This window comes from Ruminococcus sp. RTP21204st1_B2_RTP21204_210225 (assembly GCF_040914135.1).
Classification (GTDB): domain Bacteria; phylum Bacillota; class Clostridia; order Oscillospirales; family Ruminococcaceae; genus Hominimerdicola; species Hominimerdicola aceti.
This window is the reverse complement of sequence record NZ_JBCPGA010000005.1, coordinates 97084-119591: the sequence shown is the minus strand read 5'-3', so window position 1 is coordinate 119591 and position 22508 is coordinate 97084. Positions and strand designations below refer to the sequence as shown.

The window sequence follows — 22508 nt, the reverse complement described above, 5'->3', positions numbered from 1 at the left end:
CAACAAGGTGGAAATGTCAATAGAATTGGCGCGATGGAAGGCGGTAAGGACAGAAAAATACCGATACAGAGGGGGCTGTATCGGTGGAATATATGGGTAAAGCTTAGTCTGGAAATTCAAGAGATCTTGTACATATCATTTTTGTAGAACATTATTGAATCGTTTTTTTCAGAGCGCCTTAGAACGGTAAAGACATTATAAACATCTGGAAATGGCGAAACCATACCCATACACGCCATACCAAAATTCAATCCATTAAATACTCTAAATTCGGCAGGACTAATTAAAAATAATATAAAAGGAACCACCCCAAGAACAAAAGGCAGCAGACACATCAATATAAACCTATCTCGTTTTAATGGATATGATGCTAATGCCACAAATGTTGTCTTTCCTTTAATTCTTCCTATTGTTACACCTGCGTCCTTAGGATAAACGATTCCGTGTAACCACTCGTGAATTATCAACAATAAAAAGCCTAAAGCAAATCCCACCAGAATAAATATTGGAGAGATCACGACCACCTTGCACACAATGGTTTTACCAAGCATAGCGGCAAAAAGTAAAACACATAGAATTACAGCTATCGGCAACGCTTTTTTCATCAGTTTATCGACGCTCTTAGGCGTTTCTATCTTTATTGCATTATCGGGTAAGTTTCCTGTTTGATATTTATTTATATCTTTTATTGACCACACAATTTTTATCATATTACATACCTTTGTTTATCTAATCTCGATTTATCATCTAACTATATCGTATTATTCATTATACCACACCATATGCACCAAAGTCAAGCAAACTATTCGATCCGCTATAGTCTGAAACTATATCTATCCCACAGAAATAAATATTTTACTATCCCCCTTTTTCGTGCTATACTAAATACCAGCAAACCAATAGGAAATAAACTATAATAAAATGAAAGAGGTAATGAAAATGAACAATAATATCAAAGCACCATGCCGCTACGATTTTGTGGGCAGCTTTCTCAGACCTGACTATCTGAAAAAGGCAAGAGCAGATTTTGAAAACGGCGCTATCACAGCCGAGCAGCTTAAAGAGGTAGAGGATAAGGCTATCCTTGACCTCGTTGCAAAACAGAAAAAGGCTGGCTATCATATCATCACAGACGGCGAGTTTCGCAGAGCAACATGGCATCTTGACTTTATGTGGGGCTTCAACGGAGTTGGTCACAGCAAGACACAGACAGGTCTGCCATTCCATGGTGAAGCCGCAATGATAGATGATACATACCTCACAGGCAAGGTATCAGTTGGCGACCACCCATTTGTTGAGCATTTTAAATTTGTTAAGGCTCTCGAGGACGAGAATACAGTCGCAAAGCAGACTATCCCTGCACCTGCACAGTTTCTTGAGCAGATGATAATGCCTTTCGCACTGGAGAACACAAAGAAGTATTATAACGATACAGAAGAGCTTGTTCAGGATATCGCAAAGGGCTACAGAAAAGTCATCGCTGACCTTTATGCAGCAGGCTGCCGCAATATTCAGTTTGACGATTGCTCATGGGGCATGATAGTTGACCCTAATGCAAAGGCTATTTTTGGAGTTGACGACGCAGGACTTGAGGATATAAAAAGACTTCTGCTGAGAATAAACAACCTTGCTATCGATGGCAAGCCTGAGGATCTTGTTATCACAACTCACGTTTGCCGTGGCAACTTCCACTCAACATATGCAAGCAGTGGCGCATATGACAGTGTAGCTGAAACACTTTTCGCAGGCGAAAATGTAAGTGCGTATTATCTTGAATTTGATGATGAGCGTTCAGGTGGCTTTGAACCTTTGAAAGCAGTAAGCGGCGACAAGAAGGTAGTCCTCGGACTTATCACATCAAAGAAGCCTGAGCTTGAGGACAAGCAGGCTGTTATCGACCGTATCCACGAGGCTGCAAAATACATCTCACTTGACAGACTTTGCCTTAGCCCACAGTGCGGCTTCGCTTCCTGCGAGATAGGCAACAAGCTCACAGAGGAGGAACAGTGGGCAAAGCTTGCTCTTGTTAAGGAGATCGCAGAGGAAGTTTGGGGATAACCAACAGATTTAACATATATCCCGAGGGATACTCAATATTCTTGATAAAAAATGACTCATGTCAAAACATATCCGACTTATTAACAGATCATACGAGTGCAGAGAAAAGGATAAATAAAAACAGGTAGATAACTCAATTGAGGTATCTACCTGTTTTGTTCATATTTCACTATATAGGTCATTCATATTAGTTCTTTGAAAATGTCTATATGAGTATATATCAAATTGATGTGAGTCATTTTTTTAGCTTAAATATGTTGCCACACGCAACATATTTTTATAGCCTATGTACCCAATCAATAGCCGCCTCTGCCCAATGAGCCGCCACCGGCTGATAGTGACCTTCCCATGTGGCAGTGGTTTCGTCGCACAATGCAAGTCCATGTCCACCGTATTCATAAATGTGGCTCTCGAATGGAATGTGATACTTTGAAAGACTGCACATATACCAAAGTGTGTTCTCAACCCTTACACAGCCATCATCAGCACAGTGCCAGATAAATGTAGGAGGAGTGTTCTCCGATACTCTCTTCTCCATTGAAACAAGCTCTCTGAGCTCCGATGATTTTTCCTCGCCAATAATATTGAGGATTGAGCCTTCATGAGTGTATTCAGGATCGGATGTGATAACAGGATAGCCCAAGATAGAGCCGTTTACCTTGATGTCCTCAGGATCGCAGCCAAGAGGCTTTGTGAGCAGCTCGCTGTTCCAGAAGTTTGCCATTGTTGCCGCAAGGTGTCCGCCTGCTGAAAAACCGCATACTATTATCTTGTCAGGGTCAATGTCAAATTTCTCCGCATTATCTCTAACATACTTGACAGCCGCCGCACATTCCAAAGCGTCAGTAGGAAATCTTTTCTTGACGCATGAGTATCTTAGCACAAATGCGCATATGCCTGCACCCAAAAATCTGAATGCAACAGGTTCAGCTTCACGCTCAGAACACCAATCATATCCTCCGCCCGGGCAGATTATAATTGCCTTGTGCTTCTTTCTGCCTATTTCTTCAGTGAGTGTGTTGTAATAGCAATCAAGCACAGGTGCGCAGCCTTCGCTTGAAACGCCAGCCTTTTCATAATCTACTTTTATTTCTACTGTTTCTTTAAGCATTTTATTTCCTCCGAAAAATTTATTCTGTAGCCGCCTGCTGGTCTGTCTGAGAGGACGAGTCAGCAGGTGCTGCATTTTCTGTCATATTCACGCAGACGATATAGCCGTCAACGTTGTTGCCTGAGATAGTGTTAGGACGCTCATTGTTGCTGTCGTCAAGTGGTACAGGCACGTTCGTGGTGCTGCCCTTGTCTGCGGCAACGTAGTAAACTGAATACTCAGTGTCATCAAAAGCCGTGAATGTGAGCGGTTTTTCAAATGTATAGTCCTTGACAAAATCTATGTATTCTTCAAGGCAAAGCTTGTTTGCTGTCATTATCTCAGCGTGTGGTATACCAACATATCTGAAATGATAAGCCATAGGGCTTACACCTGTGATGTCAGCTTTGTCCTCTGGGTATCTGAGGATAAGTCCGTATTTCCAGCAGTTTTCAGATATCCAACTATAATCTCCCTCGCCTGTGAACTCAGGATATGCGCCTGTGCTTGCGTCATAAAGATGCAGGTCAAAGGCAAGTCCAGTGTCATGCTCGTAGCAGGCAGAGCTGCTGTCTTCATCATCTTCCGCAGGCATAGCTGTGTTTATCATAAGTGTTGATATCTTCTTGTCAGAATAAAAATCATTGCCCATTTTGCCAAAGGCTTCAAAGGTCTCTTTTTTAGCCGTCAGTTGAGTGCTGCTGGTGGACATTATTTGACTTCCGTTCTTGTCAAACAAATAGGAATAAACTGTGTCTGTGTTATTCACTGTACCGGTGAATGAGTGGTCGCCATTAACGAGAATAAGATCTCCATTTACCATATCGGTTTTGTTTTTTGCGGTAACATACATATAATTGCCCGTAAGCTTTTTTACAGCTTTTTTACTGCTGCTGTCAGCCTTGACCGTAGAGGAGTTTGACGAGTTGTCGGAAATTTTCTTAGGGCTGTCAGCTTTTGAACTGCACGATGTAGATATTCCCAGAATGATCAAAAGCAGTATGGCAAGAGCCGCTGCAATATTCTTGTATTTATAACGTTTTACTTTTGGCACTTAACATCACCTTCCTGTATAACATACACCTAAATTATAACACATTTTTCGTAATAAGTGAACCATATGCCACTGTAGTGTCGGCACTTTTGTTATATCAGACAAATGTTTTGCGGGCGTTTTATGCAACAAGCACAAACATAATAAGGGCTGTACCGCAAAACAGTACAGCCCTTAGCAATAAATATTCTGTTAGTTTCTTACATAGTCAACAACAGACTTTATGAACGCACGTCCCTCAGGTGACTTGGAAAGCTTATCAAAATCGCATGAGCAAACTACCACCTTGCCGCCGTTCTTTTCATACTCGTAGAGGAGTGAAAGATCATGGTTGCGGTCAAAGTTGTCGATAGTTCTCACGATAACATTTTTCTCGCCCTTAAAGTCGTCAAGAATAACCGAGCGTGAGTTCTGAACTATCTCCCACCACTGTGGCGTTGAGTATTTTTCCCCTGCAAAGCCTGCAAGAGCAGGGTGTTCGGTGTCGATAAGAAGTCCCATTGTGCCAACAGGGTCAGGTTTTTTCATCATCTGTGAGATGATACAGAACATATGATAGCACCAGAAGTCCTGACAGTAGAAGCCCTCAATAGAATTTTCAAGCCTTGAAAGGTCAGGGACGATAAGCACTGTCTTGCCCTGTTTCAGCAGACTTTCAGCTTCGTCATTTACCTCGTTAAAAATGTATGCGCCGCTTATATCTGTCTTTTCAACTGTCGGTATCATCCAAAGGTCATAGTGATTGTGTATGTCAGTACCCTCAATTTCAAGTGCAAGCACAGCCTTTGTGTTCTTTGTTACCTGTGGGAGAGTAAACTCTACATCGCAAATGTCAGTGTAGTTGCCTTCTGCAACAAAATTCTTTTCGACCTTGCCAATGACATCACCGTTTTCAAGAGTGAGAGTGCAAATAAGCTTGCCTTCTTTAAGGTCAGGTCTGTAATTGCAAAGCTCTGTGTGCGCCTTGAAACTGCTGTCTGCCTCGAAAACATAGCTGTCAAAACGCGCCATTACAACAGCGTCATTGCAGAACTCTCTCCACTCGCTGTCTGTGATAAGTCCCTTGCTGTCCATGAATGCGTCAAGTACACCCACAAGGGCAGTACCCTGACCGCTGAAATCCTGAATATCGAGTATCTGGAAACCGCCAAGAAGTCTTGAACGGAAAACAGCCTCCATTTCTTCCTTATAGCACTGCACAGCAAGCTTGCCTGAGCATTTGAAATAATCCTCAGCCAGCGGAAGCAGACCCTTTTCATCAAGTCTTTCTCTGAATACCTCAAAGTTTCTGGCTTTAAGGGAGCCTGTGTATTTCTCTATCTCCTTGAAGTTCGGATAAGTTTCATACTGACCTATTTCGTGAGTAACGATAGGCACTTCAGGGATAAAATCTGCGTCAGCTTCGCTTGCCTTGACAGTTTTCATGGTCGTGCCGTACTGTATCTGAACAGTGCCGTCCTCAGAAACTTCTGTGGAGCTTGCCTGCTTCTTAGGTCTTATAATGCTGTCATAATCGTGATTTGCCGCAGGCTTGTCAGTCTGAATATGACCGAGAGGAGCATCACACATTGCGTATGAGCCTCTTATAAGCCTGTCATTTGCAAGTCTTACGCCAACAAAGAAATCGTCATTTTCTATAACGTTAGGGAACCACTGGAAATTGTTTGAGCCTTGTGTATAAAGGTGTCTGCTGTCGAACTTCTTATAACCGCCTATGATATCGTTGAGTATCTTCTTTGAGCCCCAAAGCTCGTTGCCCATTGACATCATGCAGTAGGAGGGGTGATTGCCGAAGAATTTCAGCATATTGAAGCCCTCTTCAACTAGAAAATCCTGCTCCTCCTGATTGTGGTTTTCCTCGCCCTCTTCTGTGATAGTTCCCCAGAAAGGAAGCTGTGGCTCCATATAAATTCCAAGCATATCCGCAGCGACAAACGCAGACTCAGGGGGACAGCAAGTGTGATAACGATAGTGGTTCATGCCGTATGACTTTGATATCTTCATTACTCTCAGCCACTCGTCAAGGTTGGTAGTGGCAAAGGCTGTCTTAGGGAATATCATGCCGTCATGTTTTCCTCTGAGAAAGGTTTTTTCGCCGTTTATGGTGAACTTTCCACCCTCAGTCCTGAACTCACGCATACCGATGATATGCTCGCTCACGTCGCCGTCGATATCTATTCTCAGCTTGTAGAGATTAGGCTCATGCTCACTCCAAAGCAGGCAATCGTTGCCCATTTTGTATAAAGCGTCAAGCTTGCCGTCGGTGTATTCAAAGCTCTGCACCTCAGGAGTGTGGCTTTTTTCGCTGTTGAAACTCTCAGCGCTTATGACAGCTTTTCCGCTTTTTCCGCCTGTTATGTTGGCTGTTACTCTTACTGTCTTGCTGTGGATATCGCACCAAAGCATAACATTTTCAGCGTGGGCGTTTTTGTAGCCTATAAGCTCGATGCGTCCTGTGATACCATTCCAGTTGGTCTGAGTGTCAGGTGAAGTCAGGTGTCCGCCCTTGGTCTTGTAGCCAACATTTGAAACGCAGATAGTCATTTCATGCACGCCAGTACCGATATACTCGTTCAGGTCATAGATGTGCGGAGTGCAAAGGCTCTCCTGCCTGCCTATCTTTTTGCCGTCTATATAAAGTTCAGTTATTCTTGTTCTTTCAAGATAAAGTTTAAGATTTTCACATTGCAGAGCAGAGAAGTCAACGTTTTTTCTGAACCATGCAAAGCCCTCAAATTTATATGTGTCTGTAAGAAAGCCTGTTTCTCTCTCAGAATTGTATTCGCCTTTTTTAGCGTTGGAAGTGGTGTTTGGAAGGTTTATTGTATCATCAAAAACAAGGTCAGTACCCTTACATTCCTTATCAAGACACAGCAGCCACTCGCCGCTGAGGTCAAGCTTGTTTATCATTAAGCAACGATCCTTTCAAGTTCAAATTTTCAATATCCATTATAACATATGGTCTTGCCCATTTCAACAGTAATCTTTTGATTTAACCAAAATGCTATAAAATTTTGTTGTTTTTAACAATAAAATATGATACAATAAGATTAAAAGAAATCTGCCAACTGGAGGTGCAGGAAAAATGCTTGAAAATACAGACAGAAAGCTGTTGTGGCTGTGGCTCGATGTTGCGTTCGGACCTGCGGACAAGCGCTTGTGGGACGTTATGTCATATTATGACAGCGTTGAAGAAATGTGCGATGATCTATTGTCACTGCGCTGTGGATATGTTACTCAGCAGGAGGCTGAAAAGATAGCCTGCTGTACGTTCTTTCAGGCGAAACAGGTGGCTGAATACTGCGAGAAAAAGGGTATATATATCCTCACCCCTGACGATCCTCTTTATCCTGAACGGTTGAAACAGATAGAATGTCCACCTGCTGTGCTTTTCTGCCGTGGCGATGTAAGCTGTCTGTCTATTGAAAAGAGCGTTGCCATTATTGGCACTAGAGAACCAAGCGATTATTCTGTAGCCGTGGCGGAGGAGTTTTCAAGTTTTCTTGCAGAGCGAGGAGTAAATATCATAAGCGGATTTGCTATGGGTATCGACACTGCCGCACACCGCAGTGCGATGCGTGCAGGAGGAAGCACTGTAGCTGTTATGGGCTGTGGGCTAGAATATGATTATCCTCGTGGCAGGACGGGCTTCAAGCGTGAGATAGCAACACATGGGGTAGCTATCTCAGAATTTTTCCCGCAGGCAAGACCTGTTCCTGAGAATTTTCGTATAAGAAATCGCATAGTTTCGGCACTTTCACATTGCGTTCTTGTGGTTGAAGCAGGAATACGCAGCGGCACGCTGAATACTGTAAATCATGCTTTATCCCAGAATAAAGACGTTTTTGTTATACCGCCTCATGACATTTTCAGCGAGAAATACGCAGGACAGTGTGCGCTTCTCCGTGACGGAGCGGTAGAAGCTTATTCTCCAAAAGATATCCTCTATTTTCTCAATAAAGCCAAAATGTAGAACTACACTTAGTTAGTGTTTAATATCATACCTGTACCAAATCAACGATATCTACGTTATTTGTAGGGGAGCGGCTCAATTTCTGTTTCGCAGAAATGCGGCGTGCCGATCATTCGTTTTTTACACTCTAAATGAAAAAAAGGCTGCGACTTTTTGCCGCAGCCTTTTGTGATATCTGAATTTACTTTGAAAGTGGGCTTTCTCTGTAGATGATGTCCTCTCTCTTTGGTCCGTTTGAAACCATTGTGATAGGGAAGCCGATATGCTTTTCGACGAAGTCGATATACTTCTTGCAGTTTTCAGGAAGATCTTCATACTTCTTGATGCCCCTGATGTCTGACTTCCAGCCGTCGAGAACTTCGAAAACAGGCTTTGCCTTTTCAAGCTTTCTTGTTGTAGGGAAGTCTGTTGTTACCTCGCCGTCTATCTCATAGCCTACGCATACAGGTATCTTGTCAAGATAGCCCAGAACGTCAACTACTGTGAAAGCAACATCTGTTGTGCCCTGGATACGGCAACCATACTTAGTTGCAACGCAGTCGAACCAACCCATTCTTCTAGGTCTGCCTGTTGTTGCACCAAACTCTCCACCGTCGCCGCCTCTCTTTCTCAGCTCGTCAGCCTCATCGCCGAATATCTCAGAAATGAATGCACCTGCACCAACTGCGGAAGAATAAGCCTTAACAACAGTTACGATAGTCTTTATCTCATAAGGAGGTATACCTGCACCGATAGCACCGTATGCTGCCAGTGTAGATGAAGATGTTACCATTGGATAGATACCGTGGTCAGGGTCTTTCAGTGAACCAAGCTGACCCTCGAGAAGAACGTTCTTGCCTTCTTTGATAGCGTTCCAAAGGAATGCAGATACGTCGCAAACGTATGGTGCTACCATTTCCTTATACTCCATAAGAGTATTGAAAAGCTCATCAGCGTCGATAGGAGGCTTGTGATAGAGATGTTCAAGAAGAATGTTCTTTGTTTCAAGAACTCTCTTTATCTTTACCTTGAGAGCCTCTTCGTCAAACAGCTCCTGTACCTGGAAACCTATCTTTGCATATTTATCAGAATAGAAAGGTGCGATACCCGATTTTGTTGAGCCGAAGCTTGCCTTTCCAAGTCTTTCCTCTTCGTACTGGTCAAACAGAACGTGATATGGCATTACCATCTGCGCTCTGTCGGAAATAAGTATCTTAGGCATTGGAACGCCTTCGGAAGTTACCTTTTTAAGCTCATTGAAAAATACAGGGATATTAAGTGCAACACCGTTGCCGATAATATTTGTTGTGTGATCATAGAATACGCCGGAAGGCAAAGTGTGCAAAGCGAACTTTCCGTAGTGATTTACAATAGTATGTCCTGCGTTAGCACCGCCCTGAAATCTTACTACTATATCAGACTTTTCAGCAAGCATATCGGTAAGCTTGCCCTTACCCTCGTCGCCCCAGTTTGCGCCGACAATCGCTCTAACCATTTAATTTTATCCTCCTTGCCATAAAACAGCAAAATTAGTAGCAGATATTTATTAAAATCAATACTGCCACTAGAATATTATAGCACAAAACATTCTATATGTAAAGGCACTTTTAAACATTTAACACTTTTATAACATTTAGCGTATTACCATACTGCTATGATAAAGAATAAAAAGTTTTAATATATCTTGCAAAAATCAGATTTGTGTATTATAATATAGTGTAACGGCTCGTGCTGTGAGATAACAAAATAAAATACGAGGGGATAACGATGACAAAAAGAAAACAATGTGCGGCTCTTGCGCTTGCATTGACGCTGACAATTTCTATGTTTGGCTGTGAAAAAGACAAAGAAACAACACAGTCGTCTGCGGTGTCGCAGATAAAGACAAGCGACTCAGCTCAACCAAGCAATGTGAAGGTCAAGGAATACAAATTTCCGGAGTTTCTGAATAAAATAAAAAGCCTTGACGAGCTTTCACGAAAGCTTTATACAAGCTTTGACAGCACTCAGTATGTTGCCGAGGTTGAGGAGCAGCCTTTTGAGGGATATAAATGTGAAAAGCTTCTTGCAGATCTTTTCTTCACTTATCGTGACGGCAGAGCAGTGGGACTTCTTGACAAGTCCGGAAACGTTGTGCTTGAAGCTGATGAGTACACTGAAATAACTGTGGTGAGCAATGGTATTTTACAGCTTTCTTATGATAAAGAGCGCAACGCTCCTATGCAGTATATGAAATATGACAGCGACGGAAATTTAAGTGACTATAAGCATAAGAAATTCTCCGCTGACAGCCTTTATACATATGAGTCGCAGGCTGATGACAGCGGCACGGACGCTGTTTATTCACTTATGTTTCCTGACGGTAAAAATGTTGTGTCATCAGACGGCTCGGATAAGTGGGATTTTGTTGAGAAGATATCAGCCGACAGCATAGATACAAATAAGGCGTACAAAGGCTTTTATAAGCTCACAAAGAATGGCGGCATATACTATGCTTGCTTTGATGACTTTTATAATTATGATATCTACGAGGGCGCATATGCAAAGGTTTGTGTGAAAGTAGGCGGAGAATACGGAGAATGCTATCTTGCCGATCATGATGATTACAACGAGCTTGTGAAAATGATAGACAGCTTCGGCAACGCTTCATACAGGACGGCGCCGTCTAAAGATCCGGGACTTGATTTTATACAGATAACTTTAGGACTTAAAGAGAACACCAAAACAGAGATAACTATTTCCTCTGACGGCTATTGCCTGACGGACACCATAGAAGCTGCTGAGGGTGAGGCTGTGAACAAGTATTTCTCCTATCTTGACAAGGAAGATTTCGCAGATCTTATACTTTGGTGTGAACAGGTGCTTGCTGAGGAGTATCAAAAATAGATTTAAACTTTTTATAAATAATTTGCAGGATAGCGTAAATTTCCTGCAAAAATTGTTTTTTTTAGCTCTTGCAAGTTGTTGACATTAGGTAGAACTTGTGCTATTATATTAAAGGTGTGGCGGTTTTCCTGCATATTTTTAATGAACACTGCAAATACTTCTCTTGTGACGAAAGTTACTAATGAAGAACGGGAGGTATCTGAGTGTCTGAACAAGAAGAAAATGTAGAGAGCGAAAAGCTTGCTGAGGATATAAGGCAGATAAAGGAAATGGGTTCTGTCACATTGCCAGACGCAAAGCACGTTATACACTGCCTGAACATTATCGGTCAGGTGGAGGGGCATTATATTTTGCCTGCACAAAACAAGACCACCAAGTATGAGCATATCATACCTGCCCTTGTTGCTATCGAGCAGGATAGGAGCATAGAGGGGCTTGTGATAATCCTCAACACTGTGGGCGGAGATGTGGAAGCAGGACTTGCCATTGCAGAGCTTATTGCTAGTATGAAAACGCCTACTGTGTCAATGGTTGTGGGCGGAGGTCACTCCATAGGCGTGCCGCTGGCGGTGTGTGCGAAAAAGTCATTTATAGTGCCAAGCGCCACAATGACCATACACCCTGTTAGAATGAACGGGCTTGTGCTGGGAGTACCTCAGACGCTTTCTTATTTTGACAAAATGCAGGAAAGGATAGTTCGCTTTGTGTGCGATAATTCAGCCATAAAGCCTGAGCGTTTCCGTGAGCTTATGATGTCAACGGGCGAGCTTGTAATGGACGTTGGTTCTGTTATCGACGGGGAGCAGGCTGTAAAAGAGGGGCTTATCGACAGGCTCGGAGGGCTTTCCGAGGCGATAGACTGCCTTTATGATATGATAGAAAACAGTTCTGAAAAGGAGAAAGCTGAAAATGTTTCAGACAATAATCGACCTTTATGACGTGTTCAGGACTGACGTAGATATCGGAGAAGAGTTTGAGGGTGATGATACTGCTTTGGACACAGATCCGGCACATTATCTCAGCCATGACGGCTTTTATCTCTGACAAATAACAAAATTTCGGAGGACAGCAATGGGTATCATCAATGCGATTTTTCAGGCTATAATTCAGGGCTTGACGGAGTTTCTTCCAGTTTCAAGTTCAGGACATCTTTCACTGTATCAGCATTTTACAGGAAACAGCGGAGAGGGAGCTTTGTTTTTCTCGGCGATACTTCACCTTGGCACGCTGGTAGCAGTATTTGTGGCTTTCAGGAAGACAATATGGGATATGATAAAAGAGCTTGGCGTTATGATAAAGGATATTTTTACAGGCAAGTTCACTCTTAAAAATATGAATCCTCCAAGACGTATGATAGTTATGATAATAGTTTCCTGCTTCTGCCTTGTACCGTTCCTGCCATTTAAGGGCTGGTTTGAGGGCATTGCAGAGGATTCAAGCATTTTCGCAGAGGGTCTTTGTTTCCTTTATACATCGGCAATACTTTTTATGTCAGACCGCTGTGTAAAGGGTAAAAAGACTCAGGGCAATATAGCTTATAAGGACGCAATAACGGTCGGACTTTTTCAGGGAGTTGCACTGTTGCCTGGCGTTTCAAGATCAGGCTCGACTATCTCAGCGGGACTTTTCTCAGGCATGACCAGAGAAACATCGGTAAAGTATTCTTTCATTCTGGGCATACCTGTTATACTTATGAGCTGTCTGCTTGAAGTCAAGGACGCAGTTTCAACACATGCTGATATAGATTGGGTTAGCTGTGCAGTTGGATTTGTAGTTGCCGCATTTGTGGGACTTTGTGCTATCAAGCTTGTAAACTGGCTCGTTAAAACGGATAAGTTCAAGGTGTTTGCTTATTATACCCTTGTGCTTGGCGTCATAGTCCTTGTTATCTCATTTATCGAGATGTGCATGGGTCACCCTATATCCTTTGCAAAGTAATGACATAAGATAATACAGTTTCTGTGAAAAAGCTTGAAATTCTGTTTTCAGGCTTTTTTGTGGGTTATAAAGGCAAATAACATTTTGCCTTTATTTGCTTAAATAAGACAAATACCGAAAGGAATGGTAAAATAAATGGCAGCTCAAAAGAAAGGCTCAAAGCCTGCGCCAAAGCAGACAGCGGCAAAGAAAAAGCCCGCACAAAAGCCTGCGCAAGCTGCAAAAAAGAATACAAAACAGCAAAAGCCTCAGAGCAAGCTGCCACAGTCAAATTCCATGACAGCAGTGAGAGAAAGAGAGAACAGACGCTTCTGGTCTTACATACTTTTCTTTTTCGGCATACTTGAACTTCTTATCACGTTCGTGGAAGGGGACGGCTTGTGGAAATGGCTCCATGAGCTGAACCGAGGACTTTTCGGCGTGACAGTATTTCTGTTTGCACCTATGATCATCTATGTTGCCCTTATGATAGCTTCAGATGTGACCCACAACAAGGTCATAGCGAAGGTGGTGGAGGGAAGCGTTCTTATGCTTCTTATAAGCGGCATGGCTCAGATAATCCAAGTGGGCTCTGTGGACGGAAGTTCGTTCTGGCTCAAACTTGTGGGGCTTTTCAATGATGGAAAACAGCTCCGTGGCGGCGGACTTGCAAGCGCATTGCTTGGCTGGCCTTTGCTTTCGCTTTTCAAGAGAGTTGGCGCAGGTATCGTTATCGTGCTTGTGGCGTTCACTTTTATAATGCTGCTTACAAATGTTACGCTTCCGCAGCTTCTAAAGGCAGTTTCAAAGCCTTTTATAAAGAGCTATGAAGCGGTGAACGAGGAGCGTATCGAGCGTGCGGCTCAGCCTCCGAAGCCTCCAAGAGAGAAGAAAGAGCCAAGGCGTAATGGTAGGGTTGATATTGCAAAGTTCTATCCTGATGATGGCCCTGACACTGCGGCGGAAGCCTTTGTGCCTGTTGCAGAGGCGGAAGAAGCTACCGACAAGGTGGACGCTTCAAAGATAGATATGCCGGTCCACCCTGTAAAAGCTCCTGTGATAACACATGAAAAGCTTGAAGAAACGGCTAAGACTACCGATAATGAGGAGCTTAAAAAGATAATAGAAAACGCCATAGGCGACAGCAGAGAAGAAAAGAAGTCCAAGGATGAGCCTGTTAAGCCACCAGTAGTGAATGTTGATAAGAACGGTCAGACAACGTTCTTTGAGAAAGATAATAAAATATCTGCTTACGTTTATCCGCCTGTGGATATACTCAAATATGCTAAAAATCCTGTGGCTTCCGAGATAGTCCAGCAGGAGATACAAGAGAAATCTGCGAAGCTTGTGGAAACGCTTGAAACATATGGCGCTAAAACAAGGATCGTGGGCATACACAGAGGTCCGTCCGTTACAAGATATGAGCTTCAGCCTGCAGCAGGCGTGAGAGTGTCGAAGATAACGGGTCTTGCAGACGATATCGCACTTAACCTCGCGGCAATGAGCGTTCGTATCGAAGCTCCTGTGCCGGGCAAGGCGTGCATAGGCATAGAAGTGCCGAACGATCATAGAGATACGGTTTCTCTCCGTGAGCTTATCGACAGCGAGGAATACAGAAAGGCAAAGGGCAAGCTTACCTTTGCAGTGGGCAAGGATATCGAGGGTAATATCATTATCGGCGATATCGCCAAAATGCCGCATATGCTCGTTGCAGGTACAACAGGTTCAGGTAAATCTGTTTTTACAAACTCTATCATACTTTCTATACTTTACCATGCGTCGCCTGACGAAGTAAAGCTTATTCTTATCGACCCTAAGAAAGTCGAGTTTCCTATTTATAATAAGATACCTCATTTGCTTATCCCTGTTGTTACCGAGCCTTTAAAGGCGGCTGGTGCGCTTGGATGGGCGGTAAATGAAATGAACAAGCGTTATCTTATGTTCGAGGCGAACAATGTAAAGAACTTGCAGGAGTTTAACGACATGGTTCTTGAAGAACGCAATAAGCCTGCCGAGGAGCAGGACGAAGTCCGTGCAAAGATCGACCTGCTGCCACAGATAGTTATTGTGGTCGATGAGTTCGCCGATCTTATGATGGCTGCGAGAAGCGAGGTAGAGGACTCAGTTTTAAGACTTGCACAGCTCGCTCGTGCGGCAGGAATACATATGATAATCGCAACACAGTCCCCTAGGGCGGACGTGTTGACAGGACTTATCAAGTCAAATATCCCATCGAGAGTTTCTCTTAGTGTATCCAGCAACGTTGACTCACGAGTTATACTTGATGAAAGCGGTGCAGAGAAGCTTCTTGGAAACGGTGACCTGCTTTATAAGCCTGTTGGCGTTAAAAAGCCTATAAGAATGCAGAGCGGTTATGCAGCGACTTCTGAGATAAGAGAGGTTGTAAACTTCCTCAAGAACGAGCATACCGCAGAATACAGCGACGAAGTTATCGCAGAGGTGGAGGAGAATACTCCGCAGCCAAAGGACAGCGGTTCGGCAGGCAGCGATAATGTTTCCGTAAATCCTGATGATGACCTTGTAAATCAGGCAATATCCATAATCGTGCAGACAAATAACGCCTCTACTGCGTTCTTGCAGAGAAAGCTGAAACTTGGTTTCCCTAGAGCCGCCCGTATTATGGACGAGATAGAGGAAATGGGCATAATAGGACCACAGGAAGGCTCTAAGGCACGAAAGATAAACATAACAAAAGAAGAATGGGCTGAAATGCAGGCAAGAAGATAGCTCAGGCGGAAAGGGATAACATGGCAGGCAGATCTGCAAAAAAGAAAAATTCGACAGCACCGCTTAAAAAGGCGGTAACGCTCATAGCGGTTTTTGTGGTGCTGCTTTTTACAGTGCTTGACCTGACAGGGTTAGTTTCTTTCGACAGCTTGCTTATCAAGGCAGGCGTTGAGGACAAGCCGGCGGAACACGCTCAGACAGAGGTGCATTTTATCGACGTTGGTCAGGGCGACAGCACCCTTGTGATATCACAAGGGGAGGCTATGCTCATTGACAGTGGCGATAAAGATGACAGCAATAAAATAGAAAAATATCTTGAAAAGCAGGGAGTGACAGAGTTAAAATACCTCATTGCCACCCACCCTCACGCTGACCATATTGGTGAAATGAGCGAGATAATTGACCAGTTTCAGGTGGATAAATTCATTATGCCGAAAGTCAAGGCTGATATGACGCCCACCACAACGATATATGAGAAAATGCTCAAAAGCATAAAGGCAAAGGGCTTGAAGATAACACAGGTAAAGCCTATGGAATTTGAGCTTGGAAGCTGTAAGGTGAAGCTTTTCACACCCAAAAAGGATTATGATGATCTTAATAACTATTCCACACTTGTGAAGATAACAGACGGTGAGAACAGCTTTCTTATCACGGGGGATTGCGAGACCACTGAGGAGAAAGATATACTTTCTCAGGGTTATGACGTTTCTGCAAAGGTGCTTAAAGCAGGTCATCATGGCAGTTCCACTTCTTCGGGGGTCGATTTTCTTAACAAGGTCATGCCGAGATATGCTGTTATATCCTGCGGTAAGGGCAACAAGTATGGTCACCCACACGAGGAAACTGTCACAAGGCTGAAAAAATATGCTTCCCATTTGTATGTCACTGCAGATGTGGGAACGATAGTTTTCAGCTCAGATGGCGAGGGGTTGAGCGTTTCTGCTGAAAAGGGAGAAAAGTGATATGGAAGAGATTTTTATAGTTGACAGGATAGAAAACGGCTATGCCGTGTGCGAAACTGAGCAGGGAGAAAAAAAGGATATACCGCTTTCTGGAACAAAAGACGTTCACGAGGGTGACGTGCTTATCTTAAAGGACGGCGTTTATATCCCGGACAAGGACAAGACGGAAGAAAGAAGAAAAAGGATACTCGCCCTACAGGAGGATCTGTGGGCTTAAGGCAACACCGTATGATGCGATATGCCTAAAAAATATGCTGAAAGGTATAGATAGAAATGGAAAAAGATTTATTTACGCTTATCAATGAAAAGCTTTCAGGCTTATCAAAGGGACACAAGCTTATTGCGAACTACATTCTCTCCCACTATGACAAAGCGGCTTTTATGACGGCTCAGAAGCTTGGAAAAACTGTGGGCGTCAGCGAATCAACGGTGGTAAGATTTGCCTCAGAGCTTGGCTATGACGGCTATCCTGCCCTTCAAAAAGGCTTGCAGGAGCTTATGAGAAACAAGCTTACAACTGTTCAGAGAATAGAGGTCACTTCCGACCTTATGAGCAGTGACAACGTGCTTGAAAGGGTACTCAATCTCGACATCGACAAGATAAGGCGTACTTTGGAGGAAACCTCAAAGGAGGACTTTAACAATGCCGTTGACACTATCGTATCCTGCAATACCCTTTACATAATGGGTACAAGAAGTGCAGCTTCTATCGCTTCGTTCCTTGCTTATTATCTGGGACTTATTTTCCCCCATGTAAAGCTCGTTCAGAGTACGACTACTTCCGAGCTTTTTGAAAAGATAATGAGAATAGACGAAAAGGACGCCATGATAGGTATATCTTTCCCAAGATATTCAAAGCAGACTGTTAAGGCTTTGAAGTATGCAAAGAGCAACGGTGCGAACGTTATAGCGATAACAGACTCAAAGGCTTCGCCTATCGCAAAGTATGCAGACAGCCTGCTTCTTGCAAGAAGTGATATGGCTTCATTTGTTGACTCTCTCGTTGCACCGCTGAGCCTTATAAATGCACTTATCGTTGCGGTATCAATAAGAAATATCGACAGAGTGTCCCAGACCTTTGAACGTCTTGAAAAGGTTTGGGCTGAGTATGACGTTTACGCAAAAAGCGAGGAAGATACACAGTGAGAAGATTTGACGCAGTTATAGCAGGCGCAGGTGCGGCAGGAATGTTCTGCGCAGTTCAGCTTGGCTGGCGTGGAAAGAGCGTTGCTGTTATCGAGCATAGCGGCTGTCAGGGCAGAAAACTCATGATAACAGGCAAGGGCAGGTGTAACGTCACAAACAACTGTACCGCTGACACTGTTATGAAAAATATCCCACGCAACAGCAAGTTCATGTATTCAGCTCTGAGCAGATTTGCTCCAGAGGACGTTATGAGCTTTTTTGAGTGTCTTGGTGTGGAGCTTAAAACTGAGCGTGGCAACAGGGTGTTCCCTGTGAGCGACAACGCAAAGGATATCGTAAAAGCACTTGTGAAAGCCTGTGAGGACAGTGGTGTGCAGTTTATCGACGATGAGGTAAAAGAGCTTATCATAAAGGATGGCAGAGCAGAGGGCTTTAAATGCGAGCATGGGGATTATTACGCAGACAGCGTTATCGTTGCAACTGGCGGAAAGTCCTATCCACGGACAGGCTCAACAGGCGACGGCTATAGGCTTGCGAAGTCTGTGGGGCATAAGGTCACGGCAATAACTCCGTCACTTTGCCCTGTAGTCACTTATGAGCGTGAGGAATGTGCTTCTGCAATGGGGCTTTCCCTTAGAAACTGCACCTTGACGCTTCGTGAAGAGGACAGAGATAAACCACTTTTCCACGAGCTTGGGGAAATGCTTTTCACACACTTTGGTCTGAGCGGACCGCTTGTGCTTTCGGCTTCGGCTCACCTTGGTGATATGAACAAGTCACGGTATTATATGGATATCGACCTTAAACCTGCACTGAGCCATGAACAGCTTGACAGCAGGATACTTCGTGATTTCGGTGATTTTCCAAACAGAGATTTTCAGAATTCACTGGGTAAGTTGCTGCCTTCAAAGATAATACCACTTATAATAAAAAGGTGCGGCATCGACCCTGAGAAAAAGGTCAATCAGATAACCCGTGAGGAGCGTGAAAGGCTTGTTTCCACAGTGAAAAAGCTAACGTTCACAGTGAAGTGTATGCGTCCTGTGGAGGAGGCTATAATCACTCGTGGAGGAGTTGATGTTTCGCAGATAGACCCACGGTCAATGGAGTCAAAGCTGTGTAAAGGACTTTACTTTATCGGTGAGGTGCTTGACGTTGACGCTTATACAGGCGGTTTTAATTTGCAGACAGCGTTTTCCACGGCGTATAGCTGTGCGGATAAAATAGGATAAGGAGATTTTGATATGGGAATAAACGTGGCTCTCGACGGACCTTCCGGAGCAGGAAAGTCCACTATCGCAAAGGCGGTAGCGAAAAAGCTTGAATATGTATATGTAGACACAGGTGCGATGTACCGCTCTATAGCTTATTATGTTATAAGCAAGGGTGCAGACCTTTCTGACCCTGAGCAGATAAAACCCCTTCTTGGTGAGATATCCATAAAGCTTTGCTACACAGAAGCAGGGCAAAGAGTAATGCTCAATGACGAGGACGTTTCAGACAAAATAAGAACGCCTGAGATATCCATGGGTGCGTCAAAGGTGTCTGCTATACCTGAGGTAAGAGAATTTCTGCTTGAACTTCAGAAGAATATCGCAAAGGAAAACAACATCATCATGGACGGCAGAGATATCGGCACTGTGGTTTTGCCAAACGCTGACGTGAAGATATTCCTCACAGCCGCTCCAGAGGCAAGAGCAGAAAGACGTTTCAAGGAGCTTCAGGAAAAGGGCGACAAGTCTACATATGACGAGGTATTACAGGATATAATCCAGCGTGACTATAACGATACACACAGAGAGATAGCACCGCTGAAAAAGGCTGATGACGCTGTTGAGGTGGACTCTACTGAGTTGACTCTTGAAGAGTCTGTTGAGGCTATCTACAATGTAATAACCGACAAGACTAAAAAAAAAGAGCGTAAGATAAAAGAGATAATGCCTGTCAGACCTGTGAAAAAAGAACACAGGCTTGGTCATTTCCATATGTTTTGGTACACAGTGCTGAGATATATCGTTATCGGACTTTATCATCTGTATTTTAACATCACTTTCGAGGGTACGGAAAATATCCCAAAGGACGGCGGGAATATATTCGCTTCAAACCACAGAAGCTATCAGGACCCTGTTTTTATCGCACTGCCAACAAAAGTGCCGCTGTCTTATATGGCTAAGGAGGAGCTTTTTCATCAGAATGTGTTCTTCACTCTGCTTATAAAAGCGTTCGGAGCATTCCCTGTTACAAGAGGAAAGGGCGACACTCAGGTAATAGACACATCTATAGAGAAGCTTGAAAAGGGCAGAAACCTTGTCATCTTCCCTGAGGGAACACGTTCAAAGGACGGCAAGGTAGGAACGGGCAAAACCGGCGTTGCATTGGTGGCGGCTGTGGCTCAGGTGCCTGTGGTCCCTGTTGGTATCAATTTCGAGGGCAAGCTCAAATTCAGAAAGCGTGTAGTTGTAAGATTTGGAAAGCCTATAGTGCCTTGCGAGATAGGCGTTACAGCCACCGACCCTCATTCTCTTAGGACTATCAAGAACGAGATCATGAAAAATATCACGGAGCTGGTACATTAAATGTTAACAAAGTGTAAAATTTGCGTTGCAAAGACCGCAGGTTTCTGTTTTGGAGTAGACAGAGCCGTAAAAATAGTGTATAATGAATTAGATAACCGAAATAATGTTGTAACGTTAGGCCCAATCATTCACAATCCAAACGTAGTTTCTGACCTTGAAGCAAAAGGAGTTTACTCCACCGATGTGGATAAGGTCACGAAAGACCAGACAGTTGTTATCAGATCCCACGGAGTTGGACTGGACGTGTATGAAAAGCTTGCAAAGGTAGGTGCGGAAGTAATTGACGCTACCTGTCCCTTTGTGGCAAGGATACACAAGATAGCAGCCGAAAAATCGGGCGAGGGATACGTTATTCTTATCGCAGGTGATGAGGCTCACCCGGAAATAATGGGTATAAGAGGTCATTGCAGCGGAGAGAGTTATGTGTTCAGTTCATGTGACGATTTTGAAAATTTGGTGAAAGAGAAAGATTTTTCGTCAAAAAAGGTTGCAATTCTGGCTCAGACAACGTATAATAAGAATATGTGGAGAAAGTGCGAAGAGCTTTTTGAGAGGTATCTGCCTGAGGCTGTGGTGTATAACACCATATGCAGTGCCACTTCTGAAAGACAGAAGGAGGCGGCGGAGCTTGCGAAGGCTGCCGACATAATGATAATAGTCGGAGGGCTGCACAGCTCCAATACTCACAAGCTTAAAGCCATATGCGATGAATATTGCAAATGTTGGCTTGTGGAGGACGCCGAAGGACTGAGGGCATGTGATATTGACTTATCAGGTGCAAAATTTATCGGGATTTCTGCTGGTGCATCGACGCCGGCTTATATAATCAAGGAGGTACAACAGACCATGAGTGAAATGTTGAACAATGTTGACGAAGAATTTAATTTTGAGGAGGAACTGGAAAAGACTCTGAAAAAAATACATACGGGAATGAAGGTTGAGGGCGTTGTCACCGATATCAATAACGGTGAAGTAGCCGTAGATATCGGAACAAAGCACACAGGCTATATTCCTGCATCTGAACTTACAGATGATCCTACTAAGAAGCCAGAGGATATCGTAAAGGTAGGCGACAAGATCGATCTGATCGTTCTTAAGACAAATGACCAGGAGGGTATCGTTACACTTTCTAAGAAGAAGGTTGACGCAGTTCTTGGTTTCCAGAAGATAGTTGAGGCTAAGGAAGCTGACGCTACACTTACAGGTACAGTTACAAACGTTGTTAAGGGCGGTGTACTCGTATCAGCTAACGGTGTTAAGGTATTTATCCCTGCTTCACAGGCAGCTCCAAGAAGAGATTTCGATCTTAACGATCTGCTCAAGCAGTCAGTAAGCTTCAAGATCCTTGAGGTAAACGAGGCTAAGCAGAGAGCAGTTGGTTCTATCCGTGCAGTAGCAAGAGAGGAAAGAGCAGCAGCTCAGGCTAAGTTCTTTGAGACAGCTCAGATCGGTTCTGAGGTAGAGGGTACAGTTAAGTCTATCACAGATTACGGCGTATTCGTAGATCTCGGTGGTGTTGACGGTCTTATCAGAAGAATGGATCTTTCTTGGAACAGGATCAAGCACCCTTCAGACGTTGTTTCTGTTGGCGATAAGATCACTGTTACTATCAAGGATATCGACAGCGAAACAAAGAAGGTTTCATTGACATATAAGAAGGCTTCTGAGAATCCATGGGAGATCTTCAAGGCTAACTATGAGGTAGGTCAGGTAGTTAAGGCTACTGTTGTTTCTATCACAAGCTTTGGTGCTTTTGCACAGATCATTGATGGTATCGACGGTCTTATCCATATCTCTCAGATCGCTAACCAGAGAGTAAACAATGTTGCAGATATCCTTTCTGTAGGTCAGGTAGTTGATTGCCAGATCACAGAGATTGATCTCGACAAGAAGAGGATCAGCCTGTCTATGAGAGCTTTGCTTCCTGCTGATGACGAGGCTTCTGAGGACGCTGAATAAGCAATAAAATTCATGGGGGCGAGTGATCGCCCTCGTTTTTTATTTTCAATGAAATAACGGCAGCTTTGTTCTGTCAAAAAATCCTTAGAAAAAACTAAAGATTTACCGAAAAGACTTAACTTTTTGATTCGTATGTGGTATAATAATATCAGATCAAATA

Annotated in this window: 18 protein-coding genes; 13 read left to right on the top strand and 5 right to left on the bottom strand. The window is 43.6% G+C overall.

From position 1 onward, the window contains the following. Positions 1 to 116 precede the first annotated feature (116 nt). Positions 117 to 710 (bottom strand): DUF3267 domain-containing protein, encoded by a 594-nt coding sequence (locus AB5123_RS03530; RefSeq protein WP_302963502.1) that lies wholly within the window; start codon positions 708 to 710, stop codon positions 117 to 119. A gap of 229 nt (positions 711 to 939) precedes the next feature. On the opposite strand from AB5123_RS03530, the gene AB5123_RS03525 reads away from it, so the two are divergent. Beyond that, positions 940 to 2058, top strand: a complete 1119-nt coding sequence (locus AB5123_RS03525; RefSeq protein WP_195249404.1) for a 5-methyltetrahydropteroyltriglutamate--homocysteine S-methyltransferase — start codon at positions 940 to 942, stop codon at positions 2056 to 2058. 277 nt (positions 2059 to 2335) lie between these two features. On the opposite strand, the gene AB5123_RS03520 is transcribed toward AB5123_RS03525, so the two are convergent. The 3 genes from AB5123_RS03520 to AB5123_RS03510 form a co-directional block, all read right to left on the bottom strand. Then, positions 2336 to 3169, bottom strand: a complete 834-nt coding sequence (locus AB5123_RS03520) for an alpha/beta hydrolase (protein WP_117865311.1) — start codon at positions 3167 to 3169, stop codon at positions 2336 to 2338. 19 nt (positions 3170 to 3188) lie between these two features. Further along, a complete protein-coding gene (locus AB5123_RS03515; RefSeq protein WP_267301503.1) occupies positions 3189 to 4202 on the bottom strand; it encodes a M15 family metallopeptidase in 1014 nt (337 codons plus the stop codon). Between the two features lie 192 nt (positions 4203 to 4394). After that, positions 4395 to 7112: a beta-glucuronidase gene (locus tag AB5123_RS03510; protein WP_368364531.1), complete on the bottom strand. Its 2718-nt coding sequence runs from the start codon at positions 7110 to 7112 to the stop codon at positions 4395 to 4397. A gap of 175 nt (positions 7113 to 7287) precedes the next feature. On the opposite strand from AB5123_RS03510, the gene dprA reads away from it, so the two are divergent. After that, positions 7288 to 8175 (top strand): DNA-processing protein DprA, encoded by an 888-nt coding sequence (dprA, locus tag AB5123_RS03505; protein WP_117865317.1) that lies wholly within the window; start codon positions 7288 to 7290, stop codon positions 8173 to 8175. 181 nt (positions 8176 to 8356) lie between these two features. On the opposite strand, the gene AB5123_RS03500 is transcribed toward dprA, so the two are convergent. Next, positions 8357 to 9649: an adenylosuccinate synthase gene (locus tag AB5123_RS03500; RefSeq protein WP_347512657.1), complete on the bottom strand. Its 1293-nt coding sequence runs from the start codon at positions 9647 to 9649 to the stop codon at positions 8357 to 8359. Between the two features lie 272 nt (positions 9650 to 9921). On the opposite strand from AB5123_RS03500, the gene AB5123_RS03495 reads away from it, so the two are divergent. From AB5123_RS03495 to AB5123_RS03445, 11 genes are all read left to right on the top strand, one after another. After that, positions 9922 to 11040 carry a hypothetical protein gene (locus AB5123_RS03495; RefSeq protein WP_278340217.1) on the top strand — a complete coding sequence of 373 codons (1119 nt, stop codon included), beginning with the start codon at positions 9922 to 9924 and terminating at the stop codon, positions 11038 to 11040. Between the two features lie 269 nt (positions 11041 to 11309). Further along, a complete protein-coding gene (locus tag AB5123_RS03490; protein ID WP_081856029.1) occupies positions 11310 to 11978 on the top strand; it encodes a ClpP family protease in 669 nt (222 codons plus the stop codon). After that, entirely contained in the window at positions 11950 to 12084 is a 135-nt protein-coding gene (locus tag AB5123_RS03485; RefSeq protein WP_272114507.1) for a hypothetical protein, read from the top strand. The genes AB5123_RS03490 and AB5123_RS03485 overlap by 29 nt, the downstream gene beginning before the upstream one ends. 27 nt (positions 12085 to 12111) lie before the next feature. Beyond that, entirely contained in the window at positions 12112 to 12978 is an 867-nt protein-coding gene (locus AB5123_RS03480) for an undecaprenyl-diphosphate phosphatase (RefSeq protein WP_117856282.1), read from the top strand. A gap of 135 nt (positions 12979 to 13113) precedes the next feature. Continuing rightward, complete coding sequence (locus tag AB5123_RS03475) at positions 13114 to 15705, top strand: DNA translocase FtsK (RefSeq protein ID WP_117957846.1); 2592 nt, start codon at positions 13114 to 13116, stop codon at positions 15703 to 15705. Between the two features lie 20 nt (positions 15706 to 15725). Then, positions 15726 to 16667, top strand: coding sequence for a ComEC/Rec2 family competence protein (locus AB5123_RS03470; protein WP_368364530.1), 942 nt, complete (start codon positions 15726 to 15728; stop codon positions 16665 to 16667). 1 nt (position 16668) lies between these two features. Continuing rightward, complete coding sequence (locus AB5123_RS03465) at positions 16669 to 16884, top strand: DUF3006 domain-containing protein (RefSeq protein WP_138337116.1); 216 nt, start codon at positions 16669 to 16671, stop codon at positions 16882 to 16884. A gap of 56 nt (positions 16885 to 16940) precedes the next feature. Then, complete coding sequence (locus AB5123_RS03460; RefSeq protein WP_022287306.1) at positions 16941 to 17813, top strand: MurR/RpiR family transcriptional regulator; 873 nt, start codon at positions 16941 to 16943, stop codon at positions 17811 to 17813. Further along, positions 17810 to 19045, top strand: coding sequence for an NAD(P)/FAD-dependent oxidoreductase (locus AB5123_RS03455; RefSeq protein WP_368364529.1), 1236 nt, complete (start codon positions 17810 to 17812; stop codon positions 19043 to 19045). The genes AB5123_RS03460 and AB5123_RS03455 overlap by 4 nt, the downstream gene beginning before the upstream one ends. Before the next feature lie 12 nt (positions 19046 to 19057). Then, complete coding sequence (gene cmk / locus AB5123_RS03450) at positions 19058 to 20389, top strand: (d)CMP kinase (RefSeq protein WP_368364528.1); 1332 nt, start codon at positions 19058 to 19060, stop codon at positions 20387 to 20389. Next, positions 20390 to 22348 carry a bifunctional 4-hydroxy-3-methylbut-2-enyl diphosphate reductase/30S ribosomal protein S1 gene (locus AB5123_RS03445; protein ID WP_022287303.1) on the top strand — a complete coding sequence of 653 codons (1959 nt, stop codon included), beginning with the start codon at positions 20390 to 20392 and terminating at the stop codon, positions 22346 to 22348. The last annotated feature ends 160 nt before the right edge of the window (positions 22349 to 22508 follow it).

Coding starts and splice junctions, on each gene's coding strand:
- AB5123_RS03530 (WP_302963502.1), bottom strand. CDS start 710: ATGATAAAAATTGTGTGGTCAATAAAAGATATAAATAAATATCAAACA.
- AB5123_RS03510 (WP_368364531.1), bottom strand. CDS start 7,112: ATGATAAACAAGCTTGACCTCAGCGGCGAGTGGCTGCTGTGTCTTGAT.
- AB5123_RS03495 (WP_278340217.1), top strand. CDS start 9,922: ATGACAAAAAGAAAACAATGTGCGGCTCTTGCGCTTGCATTGACGCTG.
- AB5123_RS03460 (WP_022287306.1), top strand. CDS start 16,941: ATGGAAAAAGATTTATTTACGCTTATCAATGAAAAGCTTTCAGGCTTA.
- AB5123_RS03525 (WP_195249404.1), top strand. CDS start 940: ATGAACAATAATATCAAAGCACCATGCCGCTACGATTTTGTGGGCAGC.
- AB5123_RS03465 (WP_138337116.1), top strand. CDS start 16,669: ATGGAAGAGATTTTTATAGTTGACAGGATAGAAAACGGCTATGCCGTG.
- AB5123_RS03500 (WP_347512657.1), bottom strand. CDS start 9,649: ATGGTTAGAGCGATTGTCGGCGCAAACTGGGGCGACGAGGGTAAGGGC.
- AB5123_RS03470 (WP_368364530.1), top strand. CDS start 15,726: ATGGCAGGCAGATCTGCAAAAAAGAAAAATTCGACAGCACCGCTTAAA.
- AB5123_RS03520 (WP_117865311.1), bottom strand. CDS start 3,169: ATGCTTAAAGAAACAGTAGAAATAAAAGTAGATTATGAAAAGGCTGGC.
- AB5123_RS03490 (WP_081856029.1), top strand. CDS start 11,310: ATGGGTTCTGTCACATTGCCAGACGCAAAGCACGTTATACACTGCCTG.
- AB5123_RS03475 (WP_117957846.1), top strand. CDS start 13,114: ATGGCAGCTCAAAAGAAAGGCTCAAAGCCTGCGCCAAAGCAGACAGCG.
- AB5123_RS03485 (WP_272114507.1), top strand. CDS start 11,950: ATGTTTCAGACAATAATCGACCTTTATGACGTGTTCAGGACTGACGTA.
- dprA (WP_117865317.1), top strand. CDS start 7,288: ATGCTTGAAAATACAGACAGAAAGCTGTTGTGGCTGTGGCTCGATGTT.
- AB5123_RS03480 (WP_117856282.1), top strand. CDS start 12,112: ATGGGTATCATCAATGCGATTTTTCAGGCTATAATTCAGGGCTTGACG.
- cmk (WP_368364528.1), top strand. CDS start 19,058: ATGGGAATAAACGTGGCTCTCGACGGACCTTCCGGAGCAGGAAAGTCC.
- AB5123_RS03445 (WP_022287303.1), top strand. CDS start 20,390: ATGTTAACAAAGTGTAAAATTTGCGTTGCAAAGACCGCAGGTTTCTGT.